The organism is Caulobacter sp. FG121 (assembly GCF_057809815.1).
Window position 1 is genome coordinate 60,594 of sequence record NZ_JBMDKR010000005.1, and the last position, 21,772, is coordinate 82,365.

21 protein-coding genes are annotated in these 21,772 nt (G+C 68.2%); 11 read left to right on the forward strand and 10 right to left on the reverse strand.

Features of this window, described 5'->3' with window-relative positions:
* Positions 1–10 precede the first annotated feature (10 nt).
* Positions 11–262, forward strand: coding sequence for a helix-turn-helix domain-containing protein (locus tag ACODSL_RS13580; protein ID WP_488901228.1), 252 nt, complete (start codon positions 11–13; stop codon positions 260–262).
* A gap of 84 nt (positions 263–346) precedes the next feature.
* Here the strand turns inward: ACODSL_RS13580 and rph are convergent, their stop codons facing one another.
* Positions 347–1,060 carry a ribonuclease PH gene (rph, locus tag ACODSL_RS13585; RefSeq protein ID WP_488901229.1) on the reverse strand — a complete coding sequence of 238 codons (714 nt, stop codon included), beginning with the start codon at positions 1,058–1,060 and terminating at the stop codon, positions 347–349.
* Positions 1,061–1,155: 95 nt separating this feature from the next.
* Between rph and hrcA the strand changes: the two genes are divergently transcribed.
* The 3 genes from hrcA (at position 1,156) to dnaN (ending at position 4,159) form a co-directional block, all read left to right on the forward strand.
* Positions 1,156–2,232 (forward strand): heat-inducible transcriptional repressor HrcA, encoded by a 1,077-nt coding sequence (gene hrcA, locus ACODSL_RS13590; protein WP_488901230.1) that lies wholly within the window; start codon positions 1,156–1,158, stop codon positions 2,230–2,232.
* Positions 2,233–2,238: 6 nt separating this feature from the next.
* Positions 2,239–2,871 (forward strand): nucleotide exchange factor GrpE, encoded by a 633-nt coding sequence (gene grpE, locus ACODSL_RS13595; protein ID WP_488901231.1) that lies wholly within the window; start codon positions 2,239–2,241, stop codon positions 2,869–2,871.
* Positions 2,872–3,040: 169 nt separating this feature from the next.
* Positions 3,041–4,159 (forward strand): DNA polymerase III subunit beta, encoded by a 1,119-nt coding sequence (dnaN, locus tag ACODSL_RS13600; protein WP_488901232.1) that lies wholly within the window; start codon positions 3,041–3,043, stop codon positions 4,157–4,159.
* A gap of 9 nt (positions 4,160–4,168) precedes the next feature.
* Here the strand turns inward: dnaN and ACODSL_RS13605 are convergent, their stop codons facing one another.
* The gene (locus ACODSL_RS13605; protein ID WP_488901233.1) at positions 4,169–4,639 is read right to left on the reverse strand and encodes a VOC family protein; all 471 of its coding nucleotides are present in this window, start codon (positions 4,637–4,639) and stop codon (positions 4,169–4,171) included.
* A gap of 147 nt (positions 4,640–4,786) precedes the next feature.
* Here ACODSL_RS13605 and ACODSL_RS13610 point away from each other — a divergent pair, with 147 nt between their 5' ends.
* The 4 genes from ACODSL_RS13610 to ACODSL_RS13625 all read left to right on the forward strand — a co-directional run bounded on the left by ACODSL_RS13610 (position 4,787) and on the right by ACODSL_RS13625 (position 10,266).
* Complete coding sequence (locus ACODSL_RS13610; RefSeq protein WP_488901234.1) at positions 4,787–5,098, forward strand: DUF6665 family protein; 312 nt, start codon at positions 4,787–4,789, stop codon at positions 5,096–5,098.
* Between the two features lie 77 nt (positions 5,099–5,175).
* Positions 5,176–6,321 (forward strand): DNA replication/repair protein RecF, encoded by a 1,146-nt coding sequence (gene recF, locus ACODSL_RS13615; RefSeq protein WP_488901235.1) that lies wholly within the window; start codon positions 5,176–5,178, stop codon positions 6,319–6,321.
* Positions 6,322–8,748: a DNA topoisomerase (ATP-hydrolyzing) subunit B gene (gyrB, locus tag ACODSL_RS13620; RefSeq protein WP_488901236.1), complete on the forward strand. Its 2,427-nt coding sequence runs from the start codon at positions 6,322–6,324 to the stop codon at positions 8,746–8,748.
* A gap of 27 nt (positions 8,749–8,775) precedes the next feature.
* Positions 8,776–10,266 carry a tetratricopeptide repeat-containing sulfotransferase family protein gene (locus tag ACODSL_RS13625; protein ID WP_488901237.1) on the forward strand — a complete coding sequence of 497 codons (1,491 nt, stop codon included), beginning with the start codon at positions 8,776–8,778 and terminating at the stop codon, positions 10,264–10,266.
* On the opposite strand, the gene recQ is transcribed toward ACODSL_RS13625, so the two are convergent.
* Positions 10,263–12,023 carry a DNA helicase RecQ gene (gene recQ, locus ACODSL_RS13630; protein ID WP_488901474.1) on the reverse strand — a complete coding sequence of 587 codons (1,761 nt, stop codon included), beginning with the start codon at positions 12,021–12,023 and terminating at the stop codon, positions 10,263–10,265. The genes ACODSL_RS13625 and recQ overlap by 4 nt on opposite strands.
* 238 nt (positions 12,024–12,261) lie before the next feature.
* Here recQ and ACODSL_RS13635 point away from each other — a divergent pair, with 238 nt between their 5' ends.
* Positions 12,262–14,208 (forward strand): transglycosylase domain-containing protein, encoded by a 1,947-nt coding sequence (locus ACODSL_RS13635; protein ID WP_488901238.1) that lies wholly within the window; start codon positions 12,262–12,264, stop codon positions 14,206–14,208.
* A gap of 6 nt (positions 14,209–14,214) precedes the next feature.
* On the opposite strand, the gene ACODSL_RS13640 is transcribed toward ACODSL_RS13635, so the two are convergent.
* The 3 genes from ACODSL_RS13640 to ACODSL_RS13650 form a co-directional block, all read right to left on the reverse strand.
* A complete protein-coding gene (locus ACODSL_RS13640; RefSeq protein ID WP_488901239.1) occupies positions 14,215–14,958 on the reverse strand; it encodes a M48 family metallopeptidase in 744 nt (247 codons plus the stop codon).
* Between the two features lie 40 nt (positions 14,959–14,998).
* The gene (locus ACODSL_RS13645; RefSeq protein WP_488901240.1) at positions 14,999–16,249 is read right to left on the reverse strand and encodes a polyhydroxyalkanoate depolymerase; all 1,251 of its coding nucleotides are present in this window, start codon (positions 16,247–16,249) and stop codon (positions 14,999–15,001) included.
* A 70-nt stretch (positions 16,250–16,319) separates the two neighbouring features.
* Entirely contained in the window at positions 16,320–16,913 is a 594-nt protein-coding gene (locus ACODSL_RS13650; protein ID WP_488901241.1) for an SCO family protein, read from the reverse strand.
* Between the two features lie 54 nt (positions 16,914–16,967).
* Between ACODSL_RS13650 and ACODSL_RS13655 the strand changes: the two genes are divergently transcribed.
* On the forward strand, positions 16,968–18,371 hold the full coding sequence (locus ACODSL_RS13655; RefSeq protein ID WP_488901242.1) for an ActS/PrrB/RegB family redox-sensitive histidine kinase: 1,404 nt from the start codon (positions 16,968–16,970) through the stop codon (positions 18,369–18,371).
* Positions 18,372–18,455: 84 nt separating this feature from the next.
* Positions 18,456–19,013, forward strand: coding sequence for an ActR/PrrA/RegA family redox response regulator transcription factor (locus ACODSL_RS13660; protein ID WP_488901243.1), 558 nt, complete (start codon positions 18,456–18,458; stop codon positions 19,011–19,013).
* On the opposite strand, the gene mmcB is transcribed toward ACODSL_RS13660, so the two are convergent.
* From mmcB to ACODSL_RS13680, 4 genes are all read right to left on the reverse strand, one after another.
* Positions 19,010–19,441: a DNA repair putative endonuclease MmcB gene (gene mmcB / locus ACODSL_RS13665; protein ID WP_488901244.1), complete on the reverse strand. Its 432-nt coding sequence runs from the start codon at positions 19,439–19,441 to the stop codon at positions 19,010–19,012. The two genes, ACODSL_RS13660 and mmcB, sit on opposite strands and share 4 nt — an antisense overlap.
* A gap of 110 nt (positions 19,442–19,551) precedes the next feature.
* Positions 19,552–20,679: a ferritin-like domain-containing protein gene (locus tag ACODSL_RS13670; protein WP_488901245.1), complete on the reverse strand. Its 1,128-nt coding sequence runs from the start codon at positions 20,677–20,679 to the stop codon at positions 19,552–19,554.
* A gap of 158 nt (positions 20,680–20,837) precedes the next feature.
* A complete protein-coding gene (locus ACODSL_RS13675) occupies positions 20,838–21,269 on the reverse strand; it encodes an SWIM zinc finger family protein (RefSeq protein ID WP_488901246.1) in 432 nt (143 codons plus the stop codon).
* 22 nt (positions 21,270–21,291) lie between these two features.
* Positions 21,292–21,696 carry a metallopeptidase family protein gene (locus tag ACODSL_RS13680; protein ID WP_488901247.1) on the reverse strand — a complete coding sequence of 135 codons (405 nt, stop codon included), beginning with the start codon at positions 21,694–21,696 and terminating at the stop codon, positions 21,292–21,294.
* Positions 21,697–21,772: the final 76 nt, after the last annotated feature.

Genomic DNA, 21,772 nt, shown 5'->3' on the forward strand with positions numbered 1-21,772 from the left:
GGCGCGTATCATGGCCATTCGCTGCACCCTCGATCGCATGCTGCAGGAGCGACGCATGTCGCTGACCGAACTGGCCGACCGTGTCGGCGTGACGATCGCCAATCTATCGATCCTCAAGACCGGCAAGGCCCGCGCCCTGCGCTTCTCGACGCTCGACGCGCTGTGCCGCGAGCTACAATGCCAGCCCGGCGACATCGTCGTCTTCGAACCCGGCCCCGGCATGGAGCTGGAGGATGACGAGGACGCCTACGGCGGGGCCTAGGGGACATGTACCGAAGGTACGTGTCCCCCAATCGAGCTTCCTGGTTTAGGGGACAGGTATCTTCGGTACATGTCCCCGGTCGAGCTACCCCACCGCCGCCCGTTGCAACGCGAACAGCTCGCCGATGCCCTTTTCGGCCAAACCGAACAGCGCCTCGAACTCGGCGCGGGTGAAGCCGCGCTTCTCGCCGGTGGCCTGGATCTCGACGATGTCGCCATTGCCGGTCAGCACGAAGTTGGAGTCTGCCTCAGCCGACGAATCCTCTTCGTAGTCGAGGTCGAGCACCGCCAGGTTCTGGTGCACGCCGCAGGATACCGCCGCCACCTGGTCGAGGATCGGATCGGTCTTGATGACCCCCTCTTCCAGCAGATAGCGGGTGGCCAGCCGCATGGCGACCCAGGCGCCGGTGATGGCCGCGGTGCGGGTGCCGCCGTCAGCCTGGACCACGTCGCAGTCGATCTGGATCTGACGCTCGCCGAGCGCCTTCATGTCGACAACCGCCCGCAGGGAGCGGCCGATCAGCCGCTGGATTTCCTGGGTGCGGCCGGATTGCTTGCCCTGGGCGGCTTCGCGTCGGCCGCGGGTGTGGGTGGCCCGGGGCAGCATGCCGTACTCGGCCGTGACCCAGCCCGCGCCCTTGCCGCGCATCCAGCCCGGCACGCCCTCGTCGACGCTGGCGGTCACCAGCACCTTGGTGTGGCCGAACGTCACAAGGCACGAGCCCTCCGCATAGCGGTTGACGCCGGTTTCGAGGGTCACGGCGCGCATCTGGTCAGCGGCGCGTTCAGAAGGTCGCATGGTCAAGTCCCTGGAAACGGCGCACGGGTTGCGCACGGGCAGGCGCCGCTTATCCTATTGGCCGACAGGTCGTCCACCGGCCTGCGGCAGGACCCATGACCCCGATCTTCACCAGCGGCCCCTCACGCACCGCCAGCCTGACCGACCTGGATGCCCGCGCCCGGGACATCTTCCGGCGGATCGTGGAGAGCTATCTCGAGACCGGCGATCCGGTCGGCTCCCGCACCCTGTCGAAGGGCGGGGTGCAGCTGTCGCCGGCGTCGATCCGCAACACCATGCAGGACCTTGCGAGCCTGGGCCTGCTGGACTCGCCGCATACCAGCGCCGGCCGCATGCCGACCCACGCCGGCCTGAGGCTGTTCGTCGACGGCCTGCTGGAGGTCGGCGACGTCGGCGAAGGCGAGCGGCGCGAGATCGACGCCCGACTGTCGGCCCACGGCCGCAACTTCGAAGAGGCGCTGAACGAGGCCAGTTCCATCCTGTCGGGACTCGCCGGCGGGGCGGGCATGGTCGTCAGCCCCGTGCGCGAGGCCGGGGTCAAGCATGTCGAGTTCGTCGCGCTCGACGCCGACCGCGCCCTGGCCGTGATGGTCTTCGAGGACGGCCAGGTCGAGAACCGGCTGATGCGCCTGTCGCCGGGCCTGACGCCGTCGGCGCTGCAGGAGGCGTCCAATTTCCTCGCCGCCCGGCTCAAGGGCCGCACCCTGGCCCAGGCCGGGACCGAGATCCGCGCCGAACTGGACCAGGCCCGCACCGAGCTGGACAAGACAGCCGCTCGCCTTGTCGAGGACGGGCTGGCCGCCTGGGGCGGCGGCGACGACGCCGACCGCGCCCTGATTGTCCGGGGTCGCGCCAATCTGCTGAACGACCCCGCCACGGCCGGCGATCTGGCCAGGGTGCAGAAGCTGTTCGACGACCTGGAACAGAAAGAGCAGCTGATCGGTTTGCTGGACGGGGTCCGGGACGCCCAGGGTGTGCGGATTTTCATCGGCGCCGAAACGCGTCTTTTCTCGCTTTCGGGTTCCGCCGTGATCGCGGCGCCCTATATGACGGGCCGACAGAAGGTGCTGGGCGCGATCGGCGTGATCGGGCCCGCCCGCCTCAACTATGCCCGGGTCATCCCGCTGGTGGACTACACCGCGCGGGTCCTGGGCCGCATGCTGGACGGATAGACGAGTATGACTGACGAAACCGCCGCCAACGGCCACGATCACGACCACGAACTCGAGATCGAAACCGCCGAGGAAGCCGCCGAAGCCGACGTCGAGGCCCTCAAGGTCGAGGTCGCCGCGCTGAAGGACCAGATCCTGCGCTACGCCGCCGAGGCCGACAACGTTCGCCGCCGCGCCGAGCGCGAGGCCAACGACACGCGCGCCTTCGCCATCCAGAAGTTCGCCCGCGACCTGTTCGCCGTCGCCGACCACCTCTCGGCCGCCACGACGCATGCGCCGCGCGACTTCGACGACCAGGTGGTCAAGAACTTCGTCGTCGGCGTCGAGATGACCCAGAAGGAGCTGCAGTCCGCGTTCGAGCGCAACGGCCTCAAGCGCATCGAGCCGGAAAAGGGCGGCAAGTTCGACCCGCACCAGCACCAGGCGATGATGGAGGCGCCCGGCGAAGGCGTCGCTCCCGGCGCGGTGATCCGGACCCTGCAGGCCGGCTATGAACTGCACGGCCGGATCGTGCGTCCGGCGATGGTCGTGGTGGCGGCCAAGGGCGCTGCCGCCGAGCCCGCGGCGGCCACGGCCGCCAATCCCTACGCCGACGCCGATGGCGACAGCGCCGGCGGTTCTGTGGATACGAAGGCCTGATCCGCTTGATTCTACATTCCTCCTCGCGAAAGGCGGGGAGGATAAGGTCAAACTAACGCCGCGCCCCCTTCCGCAAGCCGCTGTTTCCGCTAATGTCCATAGTCCCCTGACAGGCGAACCGGCGGGGGCCTCGACGATTCGCCTGCGATTTCCGGATTTCGGACGAGACATGAAGCTTACGATCGAGCGGGCGGCGCTGCTGAAGGCTCTTGGCCACGTGCAGAGCGTCGTCGAGCGCCGCAACACCATCCCGATCCTGTCGAACGTGCTGCTGACCGCCGAGCGCGAGCGGGTCGGCTTCTCCGCGACCGATCTGGACATGGAGATCATCGACGGCGGCGTGGCCCAGGTCGACGTGCCGGGCCAGATCACCGCGCCGGCCCACACGCTGTACGAGATCGTCCGCAAGCTGCCGGAGGGCGCGGACGTCTCGCTGACCCTGTCGGGCGACGATCCCCGCCTGCAGGTCGCGGCCGGCCGCTCGAAGTTCAACCTGCCGGTCCTTCCGGCCGGCGACTTCCCGGTCATGAGCTCGGACGGCCTGTCGGCCCGCATCCCTGTCGACGCCAATGACCTGATGCGGCTGATCGACAAGACCCGCTTCGCCATCTCCACCGAGGAGACGCGCTACTATCTGAACGGCCTGTACGTCCACACGGTGGTCGAGAACGGCCAGCCGATGCTGCGCTGCGTGGCCACCGACGGCCACCGCCTGGCCCTGGCCGAGATGCCGGCCCCTGAGGGCGCCGCCGGCCAGCCCGGCGTGATCATCCCGCGCAAGACCATCAACGAGGCGCGCCGCCTGCTGGAGGATGCCGGCGAGACTGTCGACTTCCAGGTCAGCGCCCAGAAGGTCCGTTTCGAGTTCGGCCAGGCCGCCCTGACCTCCAAGGTCATCGATGGCTCGTTCCCGGACTACATGCGGGTCATCCCGCGCGACAACCAGAAGGTCATGACCGTCGACAACGCCCTGTTCGCCCAGGCCGTCGACCGCGTGGCGACCATCTCGGCGGAAAAGAGCCGCTCGGTGAAACTGGCCATCGAGCCGGGGCGCGTGACCCTGACGGTGCGCAATATGGAAGCCGGCCAGGCCGTCGAAGAGGTCGAGGTCGACTACGACGGCGAGTCGTTCGAGATCGGCTTCAACGCCCGCTACCTGCTCGACGTCACCGGCCAGATCGGCGGCGAGACGGCCGAATTCCGCTTCGCCGATCCGGCCTCGCCGACGCTGGTGCTGGATCCGACGGACGCGGGCGTGAAGTACGTGCTGATGCCGCTGCGGGTGTAGGCTCCTGCCTTACCCCCGCGCCGCCGCCTCCAGCGGTGCGATATCGAGCTTGACCATCTTCAGCATCTGCTCGGTGACCCGCTTGACCACCGCCGGGTCGGGGTCGCTCATCAGCTCCCCCATGCGCCGCGGCGTGATCTGCCAGTTGAGACCCCAGCGGTCCTTCAGCCAGCCGCACTGCTCGACGCCGCCGCCCTCCTTGAGCGCATCCCAAAGCCGGTCGAGCTCTTCCTGGGTCTCGACCTCGACCATGATCGAGAAGGCATGGTTGAACGGGTCCAGCGGCCCGGCCTGGATGGCCGCGTAGCGCTGGTCGCCGAGGGTGAACCAGGCGGTCATCACGCTGCCGGCCGGGCCGGACGGATTGTCGCCCATGACCGCCGAGGTCGTCCCGATGCTCGAGCCCGGGATGAGTGACGTGTAGAGGCGCAGCGCCGCCATCATGTCCTTCTCGAACCACAGATGCTGGGTCACCTTCATCGTCGATCTCCCTTGTCGTTGACGCGGCCCGGGCGCGGCCGCTGTTCCGTCCGAAGGACGAACGGCGATGCGCCGGGCCGACAAGGTCGCCGAAAAATCCCCTGGGGACAGGTTAGACAACCCGCATCATCGTCCTACAGTGCCTTCATGTCCCTGCGCCTGCCACAGACCCTGACCTCCAGTGCGTCCTCGGCCGAGATCTTCGACGCGGGCCTGCAGAGCGAGCTGATGGCCGAGAAGGCCGCCTCGCTCGGGCGGGCCGGCAAGCGCGTCGAGGCGACGCTGGCGGCGCTGCGGGAGGCCCCCGCCGACGACAGCCCCGCCGCCCTGAAGGCCGCCGCCGACGCGGTCTGGAGCCTGTTCGTCCAGCGCGAGATCTGCGGCCAGCGCGACCAGAAGCCGGTCATCGAGATCTACGGCATCCCGAAGGAAGTGCTGGTCCGGCTAGGGGCGCGGTAGCGGATCTACCTTCCTCTCACGGGCCCGGATAGCAGCGCGCGTTCCCCGCAGCCCCGGCGCAGGCTAAACGAAACCCGATGCAGTCCGCGCTCGCCGCCCTGACCCTGACGAACTTCCGATCCTACGAGCGGGCGGAGCTGCGCGCCGATGGGCGCACGGTGTTCCTGTTTGGGCCAAACGGGGCGGGCAAGACTAATTTGCTGGAGGCCATCAGTCTGCTGTCGCCGGGGCGGGGGCTGCGCGGGTCGAGTATCGCCGAGGTCGGCCGGCGGTTGCCCGGCGAGACCGGCGGTCGGGCCTGGGCCGTGTCCGCGCGGATCGTCAACGGTGAGGACGAGGTCCAGCTGGGAACCGGAACGGAAACGGCCGGCGCGGCGCGGCGGCTGGTGCGGCTGGAAGGTGAGACCGTTCCGCCGGGCCGGCTGGCCGATCACATCCGGCCGATCTGGCTGACCCCGGCGCAGGACCGGCTGTTTCTCGAGGCCGCCGGCGACCGTCGACGGTTCTTCGACCGGCTGGTGTTCGCCGCCGAGCCGGCTCACGCAGCCCACGCCGCCGCCTATGACAAGGCCCTGCGCGAGCGCATGCGGCTGCTGACCGACGAGACGGCGCGGCCCGACCCCGTCTGGCTGTCGGCGCTGGAGGCCCGCATGGGCGAGGCCGGCGCCCTGATGGCCTCCGCCCGGGCCCGGACCTTGACGGCGCTCCAGGCCGAGATCGACAGCCGGGGCGAGCGGCCCTTTCCCCAGGCGCGCCTGAGCCTCGCCGGCGAGTGGGAAAAGCTGGCCGGCGAAGGGGTTGAAACGGGCGACATCGAGGCCCGGCTGCTCGCCGCCCTGGCCGCCGCGCGCAGCCGCGATTCGGCGGCCGGACGGGCCCTGACAGGGCCTCACAGGGGTGATCTCGGGGTCATTCACGCTGAAAAGGACCGGCCTGCCGCCGAATGTTCGACCGGAGAGCAGAAAGCCTTGATTCTGAACCTGGTTTTGGCCCAGGCGGCGCGACTTTCCGCTGCAGAATCAGCGCCGGCTCCTGTATTATTGCTGGACGAAGTCGCCGCCCATCTCGACCCGCTCCGGCGGGCCGCGCTGGCGGATGAAATCGCGGCGCTCGACCTCCAGGCATTCCTGACGGGGACGGACGAGTCGCTGTTCGACCCCTTCAAGGGTCGGGCCCTGGGCGTCCGTGTGGAAGCCTCGGGTCTGACCGTTCTGGACCACTGAATGACCGACGAAACCGAAGACCAGGGCGAGCCGCAGGCCAACGGCGCTTACGACGCCGATTCCATCAAGGTGCTGAAGGGCCTCGACGCCGTTCGCAAGCGCCCGGGGATGTACATCGGCGACACCGATGACGGCTCCGGCCTGCACCACATGGTCTACGAGGTGGTCGACAACGCCATCGACGAGGCCCTGGCCGGCCACGCGACCAAGGTCGAGGTGATCCTCAACGCCGACGGCAGCTGCACGGTCACCGACGACGGCCGCGGCATTCCCGTGGACATGCACGAGGGCGAGGGCGTCAGCGCGGCCGAGGTCATCATGACCCAGCTGCACGCGGGCGGGAAATTCGACCAGAACAGCTACAAGGTCTCCGGCGGCCTGCACGGCGTCGGCGTTTCGGTGGTCAATGCGCTCAGCGACTGGCTGGAGCTGAAGATCCACCGCAACGGCAAGAGCCACCAGATGCGCTTCGAGCGCGGCGACGCGGTGTCCTCGCTGAAGATCACCGGCGACTCGCCGCTGCGCGAGAACGGCAAGCCGCTGACCGGCACCAATGTGACCTTCTATCCGTCGGTCACGACCTTCGCCTTCATCGACTTCGACCGGAAGACGCTCGAGCACCGGCTGCGCGAGCTGGCCTTCCTCAACAGCGGCGTGACGATCCACTTCCGCGACCTGCGGGACGCCGAGCCGTGGGAAGAGATCCTGCACTACGAGGGCGGCATCGAGGCCTTCGTCCGCCACCTCGACAAGGCCAAGACCGCGCTGATCAACGCGCCGATCTCGGTCCGCGGCGTGCGCGAGAAGGTCGAGATCGACCTCTCCCTGCAGTGGAACGACAGCTACCACGAGCACATGCTGTGCTTCACCAACAACATCCCGCAGAAGGACGGCGGCACCCACCTGTCGGCCTTCCGCGCGGCCCTGACCCGGGTCATCACCGGCTATGCCGAGAGCTCCGGCATGGCCAAGAAGGAGAAGGTCTCGGTCACCGGCGAGGACGCCCGTGAAGGCCTGACCTGCGTGCTGTCGGTCAAGGTTCCGGACCCCAAGTTCTCGTCCCAGACCAAGGACAAGCTGGTCTCGTCGGAAGTGCGCCCGGCCGTCGAGGGTCTGGTCCAGGAAGGCCTCGCCACCTGGTTCGAGGAACACCCGATCGAGGCCAAGGCCATCGTCATGAAAATCGCCGAGGCGGCCTCCGCCCGCGAGGCGGCCCGCAAGGCCCGCGAACTGACCCGTCGCAAGAGCGCGCTCGACATCACCAGCCTGCCCGGCAAGCTGGCCGACTGTCAGGAACGCGACCCGGCCAAGTCCGAACTGTTCATCGTCGAGGGTGACTCCGCCGGCGGCTCGGCCAAACAGGCGCGCAACCGCGAGAACCAGGCCGTGCTGCCCCTGCGCGGCAAGATCCTCAACGTCGAACGGGCCCGCTTCGACAAGATGCTGTCGTCCGAGCAGGTCGGCACACTGATCATGGCGCTGGGCGCCGGCATCGGCCGCGACGAGTTCGACATCGAGAAGATGCGCTACCACCGCATCGTCATCATGACCGACGCCGACGTCGACGGCGCCCACATCCGCACGCTGCTGCTGACCTTCTTCTACCGGCAGATGCCGCAGGTGATCGAGCGCGGCTACCTCTACATCGCCCAGCCGCCGCTCTACAAAGCAGCCAAGGGCAAGTCCTCGCGCTACCTCAAGGATGACACGGAGTACGAGGCCTTCCTGATCGACGAGGGCGTGGACGGCGCCGAACTGGACCTGTCCAGCGGCGAGCGGATGACGGGCCAGGACCTGCTGGCGCTGGTGCAGGCGGCCCGGGCCGCCAAGGCCAACATCGACCGCCTGTCGAGCCGCGCCCCGGCCTTCGCCATCGAACAGTCGGCCCTGGCGGGGCTGATGGGCGAAACGCCTGATCCGTCGGAGGCGGCGCGCCGTCTGAACCTCTACGCCCAGGAAGGCGACGGCCCCTGGTCCGGCGAACGCGGGGCCACCGGCTTCGTGTTCAGCCGCATCAAGCGCAGCGTGTCGGAAAAGATCGTGCTGGAAGACGCCCTGCTGCAGGCCGCCGACGCCCGCCGCCTGGCCGAGCGGTCCGCCGCCCTTGCCGAGACCTTCCAGGGTCAGGCCGTGTTCCGTCGCAAGGACAAGTCGACCACGGTGCGCGGTCCGCTCGACCTGGTCGCCGCGGTCATGGACGCCGGCCGCAAGGGCCTGTCGATCCAGCGCTACAAGGGTCTGGGCGAGATGAACCCCGAGCAGTTGTGGGAGACGACCCTCGATTCCGAGGCTCGCACCCTGCTGCAGGTCAAGGTCAACCACGCCGACGAAGCCGACGACATGTTCGCCCGTCTGATGGGCGAACTGGTCGAGCCGCGCCGCGAGTTCATCCAGGCCAACGCGCTCGACGCCGAAGTCGACGTGTAGCCGGCACACAGGGCGGCGCGCCGGATCATGTCAGCCTCCGTCGACTCTCTGCGACAACAGGCGTTCGCGGCGGCGTCCCGGGGTGATCATCGCGCGGCGGTCCAGGCGCTTGAACAGGCGCTGTCGCTGGGTGACGATCCGGATATCCGGTCCCGCCTCGCCCAGGCCCGGTTGTTCGCCGGAGATATCGCCGGCGCACGCAGCGAGGCTTTGACGACCAGCAGGTCTCCCCGCATCGGCGCGCCCGCGCTGGACCGACTGGGCACAACCCTGTGCCGCACACAGGACTACGAGCAGGGCGTGGCCCTGTACCGGCGCGCCGTGGCGCAGGCTCCGTCGGAGCCAGCCTTCCTGCGCAACCTGGCCTGGGGGGCGAAGTACGTCGGCGCTCTTGAAGAGGCGAGCAGCGCGCTGCACCGAGCCCTCGCCATCGCCCCGGACGACGCCCAGGCCTGGTACAGCCTGTCGGGCCTGCCGGACTGGGCGCCAACCCCTACAGATGTCACGGCGCTCGACGCCCTCGCGCGCAATGCGGGACGTGATCCGGAGGTCAGTCTGGCGGTCGGTCATGCCCTGGCCACGGCCTACGAACTTCGAGGCGATTTCCCGGCCGCGCTTGAAGCGCTCAATCGCGCCAAGGCGCTCCGCCGCGCGGAGCGCCGCTATGACGTTCAGGCTGATCTCGCGACGTTCGACGCCGCAGCGGCGGCCTGGGAGTCGGGGCCCCGCGGGATCGGCGCCGCCTCGGACGCGCCGATCTTCGTCGTCGGCCCGCCGCGTTCGGGCACAACCCTGCTCGACCGGATACTGTCCAGCCACCGTGACGTTGTTTCGGCCGGCGAACTGACGGTCATGCCGGCGCTGGCCCGGATGGCCGCCCGCCAGGCGCCGGGCGGCCGCCTCACGGCGGAGGTCCTTCGCGCGGCTTCGGCGGCGCCTGCTGACCAGATGGGCGCCGGCTATCTACGGGCGGCGGCCCAGGTGATAGGGGCGCCAAAGCGGTTCATCGACAAACGGCCGTTCAACCTGATCCTCGCGGGGTTGATTTCGCGCATTCTGCCGAACGCCCGCATCCTGCGCATGCGCCGCGATCCGGCGGACACGGTCGTCGGCAACTACCGTCAGTTCTTCAATAGCCAGTCGCTGTTCCACGACTACGCTTACGGTCTGGAAGACACGGCTCGCTACGTGGCGGGAATGGAGACCCTCAGCGAAGCCTGGGCCGCGCGCCTGCCCGCCGATCGCTACAAGGTCATCGACTATGCGGACCTGATCGCCGAGCCCGAGCGGGAGATCCGCTCGGCTCTTGCCTTCTGCGAGTTGGACTGGGATCCGGCCTGTCTGTCGTTTCACGAGAACCGCGCGGCGGTCGCGACGGCGTCGGCCGTCCAGGTACGCGAGCCGCTGCACCGCCGGAATATCGGCGTCTGGCGACGTTATGGGGCGGGGCTTGAACCCGCCCTCGCGGTGCTCCGGGCCGAGGGTCGCCTTGCGGACGGGGGCGTCTCCGCCTCCTAGTTTTCCTTCACGACCTTCAGCACGGCGACACCGTACCGCTGCAGCTTGCTGTCGCCGACGCCTGTGGCCAGCAGCAGCTCGGCCGGTGACCGCGGCCGTAGCCGGACGATGTCCTGCAGCGTCTTGTCGCCGAAGATCACGTAGGGCGGCACGTGCTGTTCGTGGGCTTCGTCGCGCCGCCAGGCGCGCAGGGCGTCGAACAGCACCAGGTCGTCGCCGGTCAGCTCAGGCATGTCGTCGCGCGTCCGGCGCCGCGCGCGGCCGGTCCGTCCGAGGGTTTCAACCGCCGCCGGCTGCTTGCGCACGGCGATCCGCTGCTCGCCACGATAGACGGCCTTGACCCCGTCCGGGTCTCCCAGGCCGATCAGCGGCCTGCCGTCATTGGGATCTTCCTTCAGCAGGCCGTCGAACAACAGCTGGTCGACCAGGTCCCGCCAGGCGGCGGCGCTGAGCTCCTGGCCCACGCCGTAGGTCGACAGCGCCGCCTCGCTCTCGTGGACGTCCTTGGTCTTGCCGAGCAGGTGGTCGATCAGCCGTCCGCGCCCGAACCGACCGCCGAGGCGGTGAACCGCCGCAAGGGCTTTCTGCGCCGGCACCGTGGCGTCGACCGATTCCGGCGGGGCCAGACACAGGTCGCAGACGCCGCAGGCCTCGACGCCGCCTTCGCCGAAGTACCGGCGAACGGCGGCGGCGCGGCAGGAGACTCCGTCGAGCATGGCATAGAGCTGGCGCAGTTTGCGGTTCTGGACCTGTCGCACCTCCTCGCTGACCTCGCGGCCGGCCGTGCGGCGAAGGGCCCAGGCCATGTCAGCGGCCCCGTAGAGGGTGATGCCCTCGGCCGGTTGACCGTCGCGGCCGGCGCGGCCGATCTCCTGCCAGTAGGCCTCGATTGATGCCGGCGGGTCCGCGTGGATCACGAACCGCACGTCCGGCTTGTCGACCCCCATGCCGAAGGCGATCGTGGCGACCATTACGGCCGCGTCGGCCTCTAGAAACTTCTCCAGCCGCTCCGTGCGCAGGTTTCGGTCGAGGCCCGCGTGATAGGCGAGGGCCGGGACGCCCGCCGCGACGAGCCGTTCCGCCAGCTTGTCGGCGCCATCCCGCGAGCCAACATAGACGACCCCCGAGCGGTTGGGTCGAGCGGCCACCAGCTCCTCGACCCGGGCATGGCCCTGACCGCGCTTGCGCTCGGCCGCCAGCGCCAGTTCGGGCCGGGCGAAGCTGTCGACGAACTCCGCGCTGTCCAGCAGCTTGAGTTCGGCGCGGATGTCATCACGGGTTCGGGCGTCGGCGGTGGCGGTGACCGCCAGCCGGGGCACATTGGGGAAGATCTCCGCCAGCCGGCCGAGCATGCGGTACTCGGGCCGAAAGTCGTGACCCCACTGGCTGACGCAGTGGGCTTCGTCGATGGCGGCGATGGCCAGCGGAATGCGGCGCAGCCGATCCAGCGTCGCGCCCTGCATCAGACCTTCCGGCGACAGGTACAGCAGATCCAGCTCTCCGCGCTCGGCCCGCCGCCAGACCTCCGCCCGCTCGTCCAGAGAGTGGTTGGCGTCCAGCCGTTCGGCGGCCACGCCCGACTGCTTCAGCCCCTCGACCTGGTCGGCCATCAGCGCGATCAGCGGCGAGACCACCAGGCCCAGGCCCGGCCGCAGCATGGCCGGGATCTGGTAGCAGAGGCTCTTGCCGCCGCCGGTCGGCAGCACCGCCATGGCGCTGCGGCCGGCGAGAATCTCGCTGATCACCTGCGCCTGCATTCCGCGAAACTCGGCATGGCCGAAGACGCGGCGCAGGATCTCGTGGGCAGGGCTGAGGGAATCGGTCACGGCCCGCTTATGGCGGCTGCGCGCGACCTTGCTAACCCCCTGCGCAAGTTCTGCATGGACAGGCCGCGAAAAGGGCGTGTTCATTGCCCATCAACCATGCTCAAGGCATCAGGACTGCGACGCTTCCACCGGGCGTCGACGACAATTCCCCCAAGGTAGCGACGGCGACATGGCGAACCAACAGGGCGTCTCACGGACACCCCTTCAGGCGTTTCTCTACTGGGGAGCGGTCGCCGGCGTCTGGGGGCTTATCTTCCTGGTCGCCTTCTTCGCGGTGTTCGCCACCGATCTGCCGGACGTGTCGAAGCTGAATTCGGTCACCCGTCAGCCCTCGATCTCCTACCTCGACAGGTCCGGCGCCCTGATCGCCGTGCGCGGCAGCCAGTACGCGCCGCCGGTCGATCTGGACAAGCTGCCGGACTATGTGCCGAAGGCCTTCATCGCCATCGAGGACCGCCGCTTCTACTACCATCCCGGATTTGACCCGCTCGGCATCAGCCGGGCGATCGTCAAGGATGTCTCCTGCTGGTGCTTCGCCGCCGGCGGGTCGACCATCACCCAGCAGTTGGCGCGCAATCTGTTCCTGACGCTGGACCAGACTCCCCGCCGAAAGGCCCAGGAGTTGATCCTGGCCATCTGGCTGGAGATGAAATTCAGCAAGAAGCAGATCCTCGCCCTCTATCTGAACCGGGTCTATTTCGGCGCGGGCGCCTACGGGATCGAGGCCGCCGCCCAACGCTACTTCAACAAGCCGGCCTCGCGCCTGACGCTTGGCGAAGCGGCCCTGCTGGCCGGGATGATGAAGGGGCCGTCCCGCTACAGCCCGGTCTCGGCCACCGAGCGCGCCGCGCGCCGGGCGACCATCGTGCTCGACGAGATGGTTCGCACCAAGGCCATCACCAAGGCGGAGCGGGCGGAAGCCTTCCGCAGTCCGGTGCGGGTCTCATCGATCCTGGCCAATCAGCGGGCCCAGTATTTCACCGACTGGATCGACGCCCAGGTGCGGGCGCTGGTCGGGGAGCCGACCGAGGACCTGATCGTTGAAACCACGCTGGACCTGCCGATCCAGGCCGCCGCGGAGTCGGCCGTGCGCGCCGGCGTCAGCGGCGCCCGTTCCCAGGGCGTTCAGCAGGCGGCGCTGGTGGCCATCGACGGAGAGGGGCGCATCCGCGCCTATGTCGGCGGAGCCGACTATTCAGAGAGCCAGTTCGACCGCGCGACCAGCGCGCGGCGGCAAGCCGGGTCCGCTTTCAAGCCGTTCGTCTATCTCGCGGCGATGGAGGCGGGCCGGAATCCCGCCGTCGTCGTGGTCGACGAACCGCTGAGCATCAACGGCTGGCAGCCGCGCAACTACTCCGGAAAATACCTTGGCGCGATCACCCTGCAGACAGCGCTGGCCCAGTCGGTCAACACCGTCGCCGCGCGGCTGGCCAACGAGGTCGGCACCGGCAACGTCGCCGCCGTGGCCAGACGTCTGGGCATCAGCAGCAAGATCCAGCTTGATCCCTCCATGGCCCTCGGCGCTGTCGAGGTCAGCCCACTCGAAATGGCCCAGGCCTACGCGGCCTTCTCCAACGGCGGCTTCCTCGCCAGGGGCTACGGCATCCAGCGTATCCGCACGGCCAACGGCCGCGTTCTGTATGACCGCAATCTCGAGAAACGCCCCCGCAAGTCGGTGATCGCCTCGCCGTCGCTGCAGTACATGAACCAGATGATGCGCGAGGTCGTGATCAGCGGCACGGGCAAGCGCGCCCGCGTGCCGAACTACGATATCGCCGGCAAGACCGGCACGACCAGCGACTACCGTGACGCCTGGTTCGTGGGCTACACTGGCGGCTTCGTCACGGCGGTCTGGACCGGCAAGGACGACAACAAGTCGATGAAGGGGGTTACGGGCGGCGGCGCGCCGGCGACCATCTGGCGCGCCTTCATGGGTCAGGCTCTGCCCCGGCTCAAGGCCCAGGCTATCCCCGGCGGCTACGTGGCGGTCGAGGCGCCGCGCGACGCCATCGGCGACATCCTGTCGACACTCGGCATGGGCAGTGACGCCGAAAAGCCGCCGACGCCGCAACCGCAGACGCCCACGCCGAAAACGCCGGACGAAATTCCCTACTAGGGACGATCAGCCCCGACCAACGGCCTGAAGTCGTGAACCCTCGCGCTTGAGCCAGCCGCGATGGGGGGCGGGATCGCCGTTCAGCTCGCGCACCAACGCCCAGAACTTCGGGCCGTGATTGGCCTCGATCAGGTGAGCGCACTCATGGGCGGCCACATAGTCGGCCACCTCGGCCGGCGCCAGGGCCAGGCGCCAACTGTAGCGGATCGAGGCCGGGCCGCGCGCGCTGGCCGGGCGGCAGGAGCCCCAGCGGCCGCGCGCGTCGGTGATGGCGATCTTCGGCAGCGGCTGGTTCAGGGCGCGGCTGTGCACCACGGTCCGTTCGGTCATCCAGCGCCGGGCCTCGGCCTTGACCAGCCGCAGCACCCGGTCGCCGAAGGCCGCGTCATCGGGCGCGGCGATGGCCGGGCCGTCCGTCTCGGTCGCGGGGAGAAGCCGCGCACGGCCGACGCCGGCCACCAGTCGCACGGTCTCGCCGAACAGGCTGATCTCGGTCCCGGGCCGCAGCCGCGTGGTCTGGGGCAGGTCGGCCAGCTGGCTGGCGATCCAGTCGCTGCGTTCGTGGGCGAAGGCCACCGCCTCGTCCAGGCGGCGTGCGCTGGGCGCGATGGCGATGGCCTCGCGCTTGACCCGGTCGACGCGCAGGCTGATGCGGCGGGCGCGGGCATTGACCGACAGGCGCACGGGGTGGCCGTCCGCCTCGATGCGGTCGCCATGGCTGAATTTCGGCCTGCCGAAGAGCTTCATCATGCCGTGCTTAGGACGACGCGACTGTCCGGAAAAGCCGGTTTCAGAAGTCGGGGTCGATCTGCCGGATGAAGGCGCTCACCTTCGGGAAGATTTCTTCCTTGAACCGCCGCCCGTTGAACACCCCGTAGTGGCCGACGCCTTCCTGGACGTGATCCAGCTTCATGGCGTCAGGGATATTCGGGCAGAGGTCGTGCGCCGCCTGGGTCTGGCCGATACCGGAGATATCGTCCAGCTCGCCCTCGACGGTCATCAGGCCGATGTCGGTGATCGCCGCCGGCTTCACCAGACGGCCGCGATGCAGCAGCTCGCCCTTGGGCAGGGCGTAGGACTGGAACACCTTGTCGATGGTCTGGAGGTAGAACTCCTCGGTCAGATCCATCACGGCCAGGTACTCGTCGTAGAAGGCGAGGTGTTTGTCGGCGCTGTCACCGTCGCCGGCGACGAGGTTGTCGAAGTAGCGGCGATGGGCGTCCTTGTGACGGTCCATGTTCATCGACATGAAGCTGGCCAGCTGCACGAAGCCCGGATAGACGCGCCGGCCCGCGCCCGGATAGGGCGGCGGAACCGTGTAGATCATGCTCGACTGGAACCAAGTGAAGGGCCGTTCCTCGGCCAGCTTGTTGGTCACGGTCGGCGACAGGCGCGCGTCGATCGGCGAGCCCATGAAGGTCATGCTGCGCGGACGGTACCGGTTGCCGTCTTCCGCCATCAGGGCGGCGGCGGCCAGAACAGGCGGACCCGGCTGGCAGACGGCGACAACGTGAGCGCGGTGACCCAGGGCCTCAAGCATCTGCTGGATGTGGTCGATATAATCGTCGAACTCGAAGCGGCCTTCCATCATCGGCACGTCCCGGGCGTTCGACCAGTCGGTGATGAAGACGGCGTGATCCGGAGCGAAGGCCTCGACCGTTCCGCGCAGCAGCGTGGCGTAGTGGCCGGACATCGGCGCGACGATCAGGACGGCCGGGTCGAGCTGCAGTTTCCCCGCGCGGCGCATGTCGGCCATGTCGCGGTCGAACTGGATCAGGCGGCACCAGGGGCTTTCCCATACGACGGTCGGGCGGACGCGGACCTTGTGGTCGTTGACGGTGATCTCGTCGATCATCCAGTCCGGCTTGCCGTAGCGACGCGTGACGGTGGCGTAGAGATCGGCGCCGGCCGACATGCGCCGGCCGAGCGTGGTGTTGCGGGCGGGATTGAGTGGCGACGACCACCAGTCGCGGGTCATGCGCGCGGCGGCGCGCATGGGTGATGCGGCGTAGTAGTTCGCCTCGTGCAGGGCGTAAAGCATCGAACCTCGTTCGTTGTGCAACGCAGCATAACACAACGCGGCTTAACGAAGTCCAGCCTCAAATAGCGACCTACTCGCCGCGCATGGCCCTGCGAATCTGGTCCGCCATCTGATCCGGCGTGAGACCATAGGCCAGAACCCGGCTGAACCGCCCACGCGGGGTCATCAGATAGGCCACGGTGGAGTGGTTGACCTGATAGTCGGGGCCGTCGCCATCGATCTGGTAGACCGCGCGGTAGGCCCTGGCGGCGACGGCGACCTGGGCGGGCGTGCCCGTCAGGCCGAGCGTTCCCGCCGGCATGCCCTGGGCCTCGAGCCATTCCTTCATCTTGGCGGGGTTGTCGCGGCCGGCGTCGACCGAGATGAACACGATGCGCAGGTCCTTGCCCTTGGGGCCAAGCTGGTCGACCGCCGTGCGCAGCGCCTGCATGGTCGTCGGGCAGACATCGGGGCAATAGGTGTAGCCGAAGAAGACGACGTTCCATTTCCCCTTGAGCACCGTCTGGTCGACGGCCTTTCCGGTCTGGTCCACCAGCTGGAAGGGCCCTCCGACCACATCGGCCGTCGGTGCGGGCCGGAAAGCGCCGGCGCTCAGGGCCGCCACGCCGGCGACCAGAAGACCCAAGGCGCAAAGCACGAGAACGAGCAGGTTTCGGCGGGACAAGCGACTCTCCATCAGGGCTCGCCTTTTGGCGCGAGTTGGGGCCAATCTGGCGACATGGCGTTGACCCCAACCGCGGCCATCCTGTCCGAGCCGGAGCCCGGCGTCGATAGGCCCGGCCGCCCCGCGGCGCAAGGCTGGGACGCCCTCTGGCCGGCCGGTGTGCCGCGCCGCGGGCGCCTGCGGGTACGCGCCCTGGTCAACCTGCGCTGGGTCGCAGTGGTGGGGCAGACGATCACGGTCCTCGTGGTGGCCTACGGTCTCAAGCTGCCGACGCCCGTACCGGCCTGCCTCGCCCTGATCGCCCTTTCCGCCTGGCTCAACGTGCTGGTCAGTCTCGCGACGTCCGGCCAGCGGCTGGCGACGGACAACGAGGCGGCGGCGCATATCGCTTTCGACATCCTGCAGCTTTCCGGGCTCCTCTACCTGACCGGAGGGATCATCAATCCCTTCTCTCTGCTGCTGATTGGTCCGGCGACGCTGGCCGCGGCGACCCTGCCCATGCGCCATGCGATGAGCCTCGCGCTGCTCGCCATCGGCGCCTGCGTCCTTCTCGCCCTTGCAGCCCTGCCGCTTCCCTCACCGACCGCGGAACCATTCAATCCGCCCACGTTGAATCTCATCGGCGCGGTAATCGCCCGCGTGCTCGGCATTGCTTTCACCTCTGCCTACGCCTGGTACGCGGCCCAGGAGGCCGCTCGCATGGAGCTGGCGCTGGATACGGCCCATACGGTTCTGGCCCGCGAGCAGCGGTTGTCGGCCCTGGGCGCCCTGGCCGCCGCCGCGGCGCATGAGCTGGGCACCCCTCTGGCGACCATCTCCATCGTCGCCAGGGAGTTGGGCCGCAACGCGCCGGATGGTCCGCTGAAAGAGGACGCGGATTTGCTGATCAGCCAGGCGGAACGATGCCGCGACATCCTTCGCCAGCTGACCCGTGCGCCGGAAGCGAACGACACCGTTCATGAACGGATGTCCCTGCTGCAGGTCGTCCAGGAGTCGATCGCGCCCCATGCCCGCCGCCCGGATGTCAGGGTCGAGGCGGTCGTTTCCGGGCCTCACGGGGAAGCGACGCCTGAAATCTGGCGGCTTCCCGGCATTCTGCATGCCCTGACCGCCTTCGTGGACAACGCGGTCGATTTCGCCCGCTCCGAAATTCTCGTCACCGCCCGCTTCGACGCCCGGCAGATCGCCATGGAGGTTCGAGACGATGGGCCGGGCTTCTCACCCGAAGTCCTGCTCAAACTGGGCGAGCCCTATGTGACCAGCCGACCAGGCGCGGAGAGCATGCGCAGCGGGCACGTCGGTCTCGGGCTGGGCTTCTTCATAGCCAAGACACTTCTCGAGCGGACGGGCGCGACCGTCGACTTTCGCAATGGCCGGCGCGGCGGGGCGGTGATCACCGCCCGCTGGCAGCGGGAGTCCATCGAGGCCCCGGCGCCGGCCGCATCGTCTGAAATCTAATCGGGGCTTGAAGACCCCCATGCGGGTGCGACAGAATGACGCGAGATTTTCAACTGTCGCGTGAGCGGCGAACGGGGTGTCGCAATGCCGGAAATTTCCAGGATCATTGCCGACCTTCAGGACCGCAGCCTGCTGGTTCTGGATGACGACATGGCTCTCAGGACGCGACTTGGCCGTGCGCTGGAACAGCGCGGGTTCGACGTCCGTACGGCCGGAAGCGTCGCCGAGGCCCTTGAGGCGGTGAAGGTGTCGGCGCCGGCGTTCGCCGTGCTTGATATGCGCCTCGACGACGGGAGCGGTCTGAAGATCGTCCAGGCGATCCGCGATGCCCGTCCGGAATCGCGCGTGGTCATGCTGACCGGCTACGGCAACATCGCCACGGCCGTCGCGGCCGTGAAGGCCGGGGCGGTGGACTATCTGGCCAAGCCGGCCGACGCTGACGACGTGGTCCGCGCCCTGCTGGCCGCCGGCAATCTGCCGGCCGCGCCGCCCGAGAATCCGATGAGCGCTGACCGGGTACGCTGGGAACACATCCAGCGGGTCTACGAACTCTGCGGGCACAACGTCTCTGAGACCGCGCGACGGCTGTCGATGCACCGCCGGACCCTGCAGCGCATCCTGGCCAAGCGCGCGCCGCGTTAGGTCCTGAACACAGCCAGCCTCGCGAACGCCAGCGTCAGCGCCTTGCGCCGGGCGGCGACCAGCGGCGTCCAGCCCGGCTCCCGCACCACCGCCCCGCCAAAGCCGTCGGCCACGATCAACCCGGGCTCGGGCGCGATCAGGGCGTGCGGAAAGTCGGGCGACACGGCGAAGAAGAAGGCATCGCAATAGGGCGCGTACTCGGCCCATTTGCGGTCGGTCAGATAGTCCTCGGCGCTCGACTTGACCTCGACGATGACGATCTCGCCCTTCGGGCCCAGCGCCATCAGGTCCGCCCGTCGGCCGTTGGGCAGCCCGACTTCGGCCAGAGGCGCATAGGCCATCTGTCCCAGAAGCCGCGCCGCGCCGCGGGTCACGGCGAGGGTCGTCTCGGGCCGCGAAACCGTGACAAGAGTGAGGGTGACATCCACCGCCGCATTCATGTTCCGGTTTCGTTCGAAGTCAAGACGGCGGCGGCGGCAAACGCAAAACGCCCCGCCGTTGCGGGCGGGGCGTTCGCGGGTCCGTTGAAACGGAGGCCTTATTCGGCGGCGATGCTGACCGGCTTGTGCTCGCGGTCCTTGAAGTTGATCGCCTGCAGGTAACGGATGCCGTCCTCGGCGATGTCGTCGCCGACCATCCGGTCGCCTTCCATCTTCAGCTCTTCCAGGTCGACATACATGCCGTAGAAGGCCTTGGTGCGGTCGGTGATGATGCCGGCGTTGAGCAGCGTCTTCACCAGCACGCGGAAGATGTTGGTCTGTTCCTTCATGCTCTCGCGACGGATGTCGTCAGTCATGATCTGGGCGAACTCGGCGATGACCTTGTCCGGGTCGAGGCCGAATTTCTCGTACAGGTCCCGCTGCTGATTGGGGCCGACGAGGTTGAACAGCACCGCCTGGAAGCAGTGGGCCGCCCAGTCCTCGATGACCGCGTGTTCTTCGGGGCTCAGCTTGGGGATCGTGCGATCGGCCCAGATCTTCCCGAACTTGTGGTGGAAGGCCTCGTCCGTCATGACCAGCTGCATCAGCTTCTTGCCGACCGGGTCGTTGAGCTTGTTGTAGAAGGTGGCGAAGGCGCCCATGGCCAGGCCCTCAACCAGCATCTGCATGCCGATGATCTTCTTGTAGACCTCCGGCGCGCCGATGATCTCGACCAGCAGGGCCTTCAGGGTCGGACCGCACTCGACCGGCTTGCCCCAGCGCGCCTTGACGTACTTGGCGAAGGCCGTGACGTGGCGGGCTTCCTCGCGGGTCTGGTTGGCGGCGTATTCCTGCGCGCCCTGGTCCTTCAGCACGTGGCAGAGGCTGGCCGACAGGTTCAGCGCGCCCTGCTCGCCGTGCAGGATCGAGGAGAAGCTGCGCAGCGTGGATTCGTTGATGAAAGCGATGCGCGTCTTGGGGTCCGACAGGTGGTTGGACACGTAGTCGGTCGATAGGGCCACGACCATGTCCTCGGGGACGATGGCCTGGTTCTCCATGTCGAAGGGCTCGTCGAAGTCGATGTAGTCCTTGTCCAGCGGATCCCAGAAGTGGTCGTGGGTCGCGGAAATGATCTTGTCGAACGCGGTGGAACGGTTGCCGTAGCGGTCGAGCTCGAGCATCGACTCGAAGTCGTCCGGCGCAACCGCGTCGTACATGGCGTCCTTGGTGATGTTCTTGTCGCTCATCGCAACGGTCCTCCGGCCAGTCATGGAAAACGGGCCCGTTGCAGCCGGACCTCGCGCAATGTGAACACTGTCCACTTTTGCGATTGCGGGTCAATTGAAAAGTGACGGGGGCGTCAGGTTCTGAACGAACATTAACCTTTGGCCGCCCGGCGAGGGTCTCAGGCTACGGGATCGCCCTCGAGCTCGCGCAGCAGGGCCGGGTCGCGGCGGGCGCGGTCGACCATGTCAAGGGCGTCGTCGCGCCCCTCCATCTCAAGCAGGTCGGCCAGGCGGGAGAGACGGCCGGCGGCGGCCTCCAGTCCGGCGTCATCGGTGTCGAGCACCGTGAACACGGTGGCGACCACATGCTTGCAGCGCAGGCCGCTGTCGGCGAAATCCGGACAGGTGCAGCGAGCGTCCGACGCGTTCGGCGCGGCGACCTCGACGACATAGGTGATATCGCGCTCGCCGGTCACATGTGCGACGACGCCCGCCTGCGAGACTTCGACCAGATCGACCCAGCCCTTGGCGGCATAGGCTTCGCCCCGCATGACCCGGGCTTCGGGCATGTCGCGGCAGACGGCGTCGTAGTCGAACTCGGGCGCGATCATGGGGTCTGCCTATCCGATTCGTTCACGCTTTGTCTTCGATGGCGTCGATGTCGTCATCGGAAAGACCGAAATGATGCCCGATCTCGTGCACCAGCACATGGGCGATCAGCTCTTCCAGCGTGACATCGCCCCGTTCGGCCCATTCGTCGAGGATCGGCCGGCGGTAGAGGAAGACCATCGACGGCTGCAGGCCGGAATCGAGCACCGACCGCCGTGACAGGTCGACGCCCTGGTAGAGGCCGGTCAGCTCGAACGCGTCCTCGATGCCAAGTTCGCTGAGCACCGCCTCCTCGGCGAAATCAGCGATCCGGATGACCGCGTCGCCGGCCAGCCGACGGAACGGATCGGGCAGGTCGTCGAAGGCCGCCCGCGCGATGGCCGCGAAATCGTCGAGGGAGGGGGCGAGGGAGGCCGGAGGAAAGCGCATGCGACGAAGATGGCGCCCGCGAGGACGCTTCGCCAGTCGCCGCCCGGCCCCGGCTCGCTTATCGTGGGCGAGCCAT

Excerpts from the sequence above, each read along its gene's own strand:
- ACODSL_RS13580 (WP_488901228.1), top strand. The coding sequence starts at position 11 with ATGGCCATTCGCTGCACCCTCGATCGCATGCTGCAGGAGCGACGCATG.
- rph (WP_488901229.1), bottom strand. The coding sequence starts at position 1,060 with ATGCGACCTTCTGAACGCGCCGCTGACCAGATGCGCGCCGTGACCCTC.
- hrcA (WP_488901230.1), top strand. The coding sequence starts at position 1,156 with ATGACCCCGATCTTCACCAGCGGCCCCTCACGCACCGCCAGCCTGACC.
- grpE (WP_488901231.1), top strand. The coding sequence starts at position 2,239 with ATGACTGACGAAACCGCCGCCAACGGCCACGATCACGACCACGAACTC.
- dnaN (WP_488901232.1), top strand. The coding sequence starts at position 3,041 with ATGAAGCTTACGATCGAGCGGGCGGCGCTGCTGAAGGCTCTTGGCCAC.
- ACODSL_RS13605 (WP_488901233.1), bottom strand. The coding sequence starts at position 4,639 with ATGAAGGTGACCCAGCATCTGTGGTTCGAGAAGGACATGATGGCGGCG.
- ACODSL_RS13610 (WP_488901234.1), top strand. The coding sequence starts at position 4,787 with ATGTCCCTGCGCCTGCCACAGACCCTGACCTCCAGTGCGTCCTCGGCC.
- recF (WP_488901235.1), top strand. The coding sequence starts at position 5,176 with ATGCAGTCCGCGCTCGCCGCCCTGACCCTGACGAACTTCCGATCCTAC.
- gyrB (WP_488901236.1), top strand. The coding sequence starts at position 6,322 with ATGACCGACGAAACCGAAGACCAGGGCGAGCCGCAGGCCAACGGCGCT.
- ACODSL_RS13625 (WP_488901237.1), top strand. The coding sequence starts at position 8,776 with ATGTCAGCCTCCGTCGACTCTCTGCGACAACAGGCGTTCGCGGCGGCG.
- recQ (WP_488901474.1), bottom strand. The coding sequence starts at position 12,023 with ATGCAGGCGCAGGTGATCAGCGAGATTCTCGCCGGCCGCAGCGCCATG.
- ACODSL_RS13635 (WP_488901238.1), top strand. The coding sequence starts at position 12,262 with ATGGCGAACCAACAGGGCGTCTCACGGACACCCCTTCAGGCGTTTCTC.
- ACODSL_RS13640 (WP_488901239.1), bottom strand. The coding sequence starts at position 14,958 with ATGATGAAGCTCTTCGGCAGGCCGAAATTCAGCCATGGCGACCGCATC.
- ACODSL_RS13645 (WP_488901240.1), bottom strand. The coding sequence starts at position 16,249 with ATGCTTTACGCCCTGCACGAGGCGAACTACTACGCCGCATCACCCATG.
- ACODSL_RS13655 (WP_488901242.1), top strand. The coding sequence starts at position 16,968 with ATGGCGTTGACCCCAACCGCGGCCATCCTGTCCGAGCCGGAGCCCGGC.
- ACODSL_RS13660 (WP_488901243.1), top strand. The coding sequence starts at position 18,456 with ATGCCGGAAATTTCCAGGATCATTGCCGACCTTCAGGACCGCAGCCTG.
- ACODSL_RS13670 (WP_488901245.1), bottom strand. The coding sequence starts at position 20,679 with ATGAGCGACAAGAACATCACCAAGGACGCCATGTACGACGCGGTTGCG.
- ACODSL_RS13675 (WP_488901246.1), bottom strand. The coding sequence starts at position 21,269 with ATGATCGCGCCCGAGTTCGACTACGACGCCGTCTGCCGCGACATGCCC.
- ACODSL_RS13680 (WP_488901247.1), bottom strand. The coding sequence starts at position 21,696 with ATGCGCTTTCCTCCGGCCTCCCTCGCCCCCTCCCTCGACGATTTCGCG.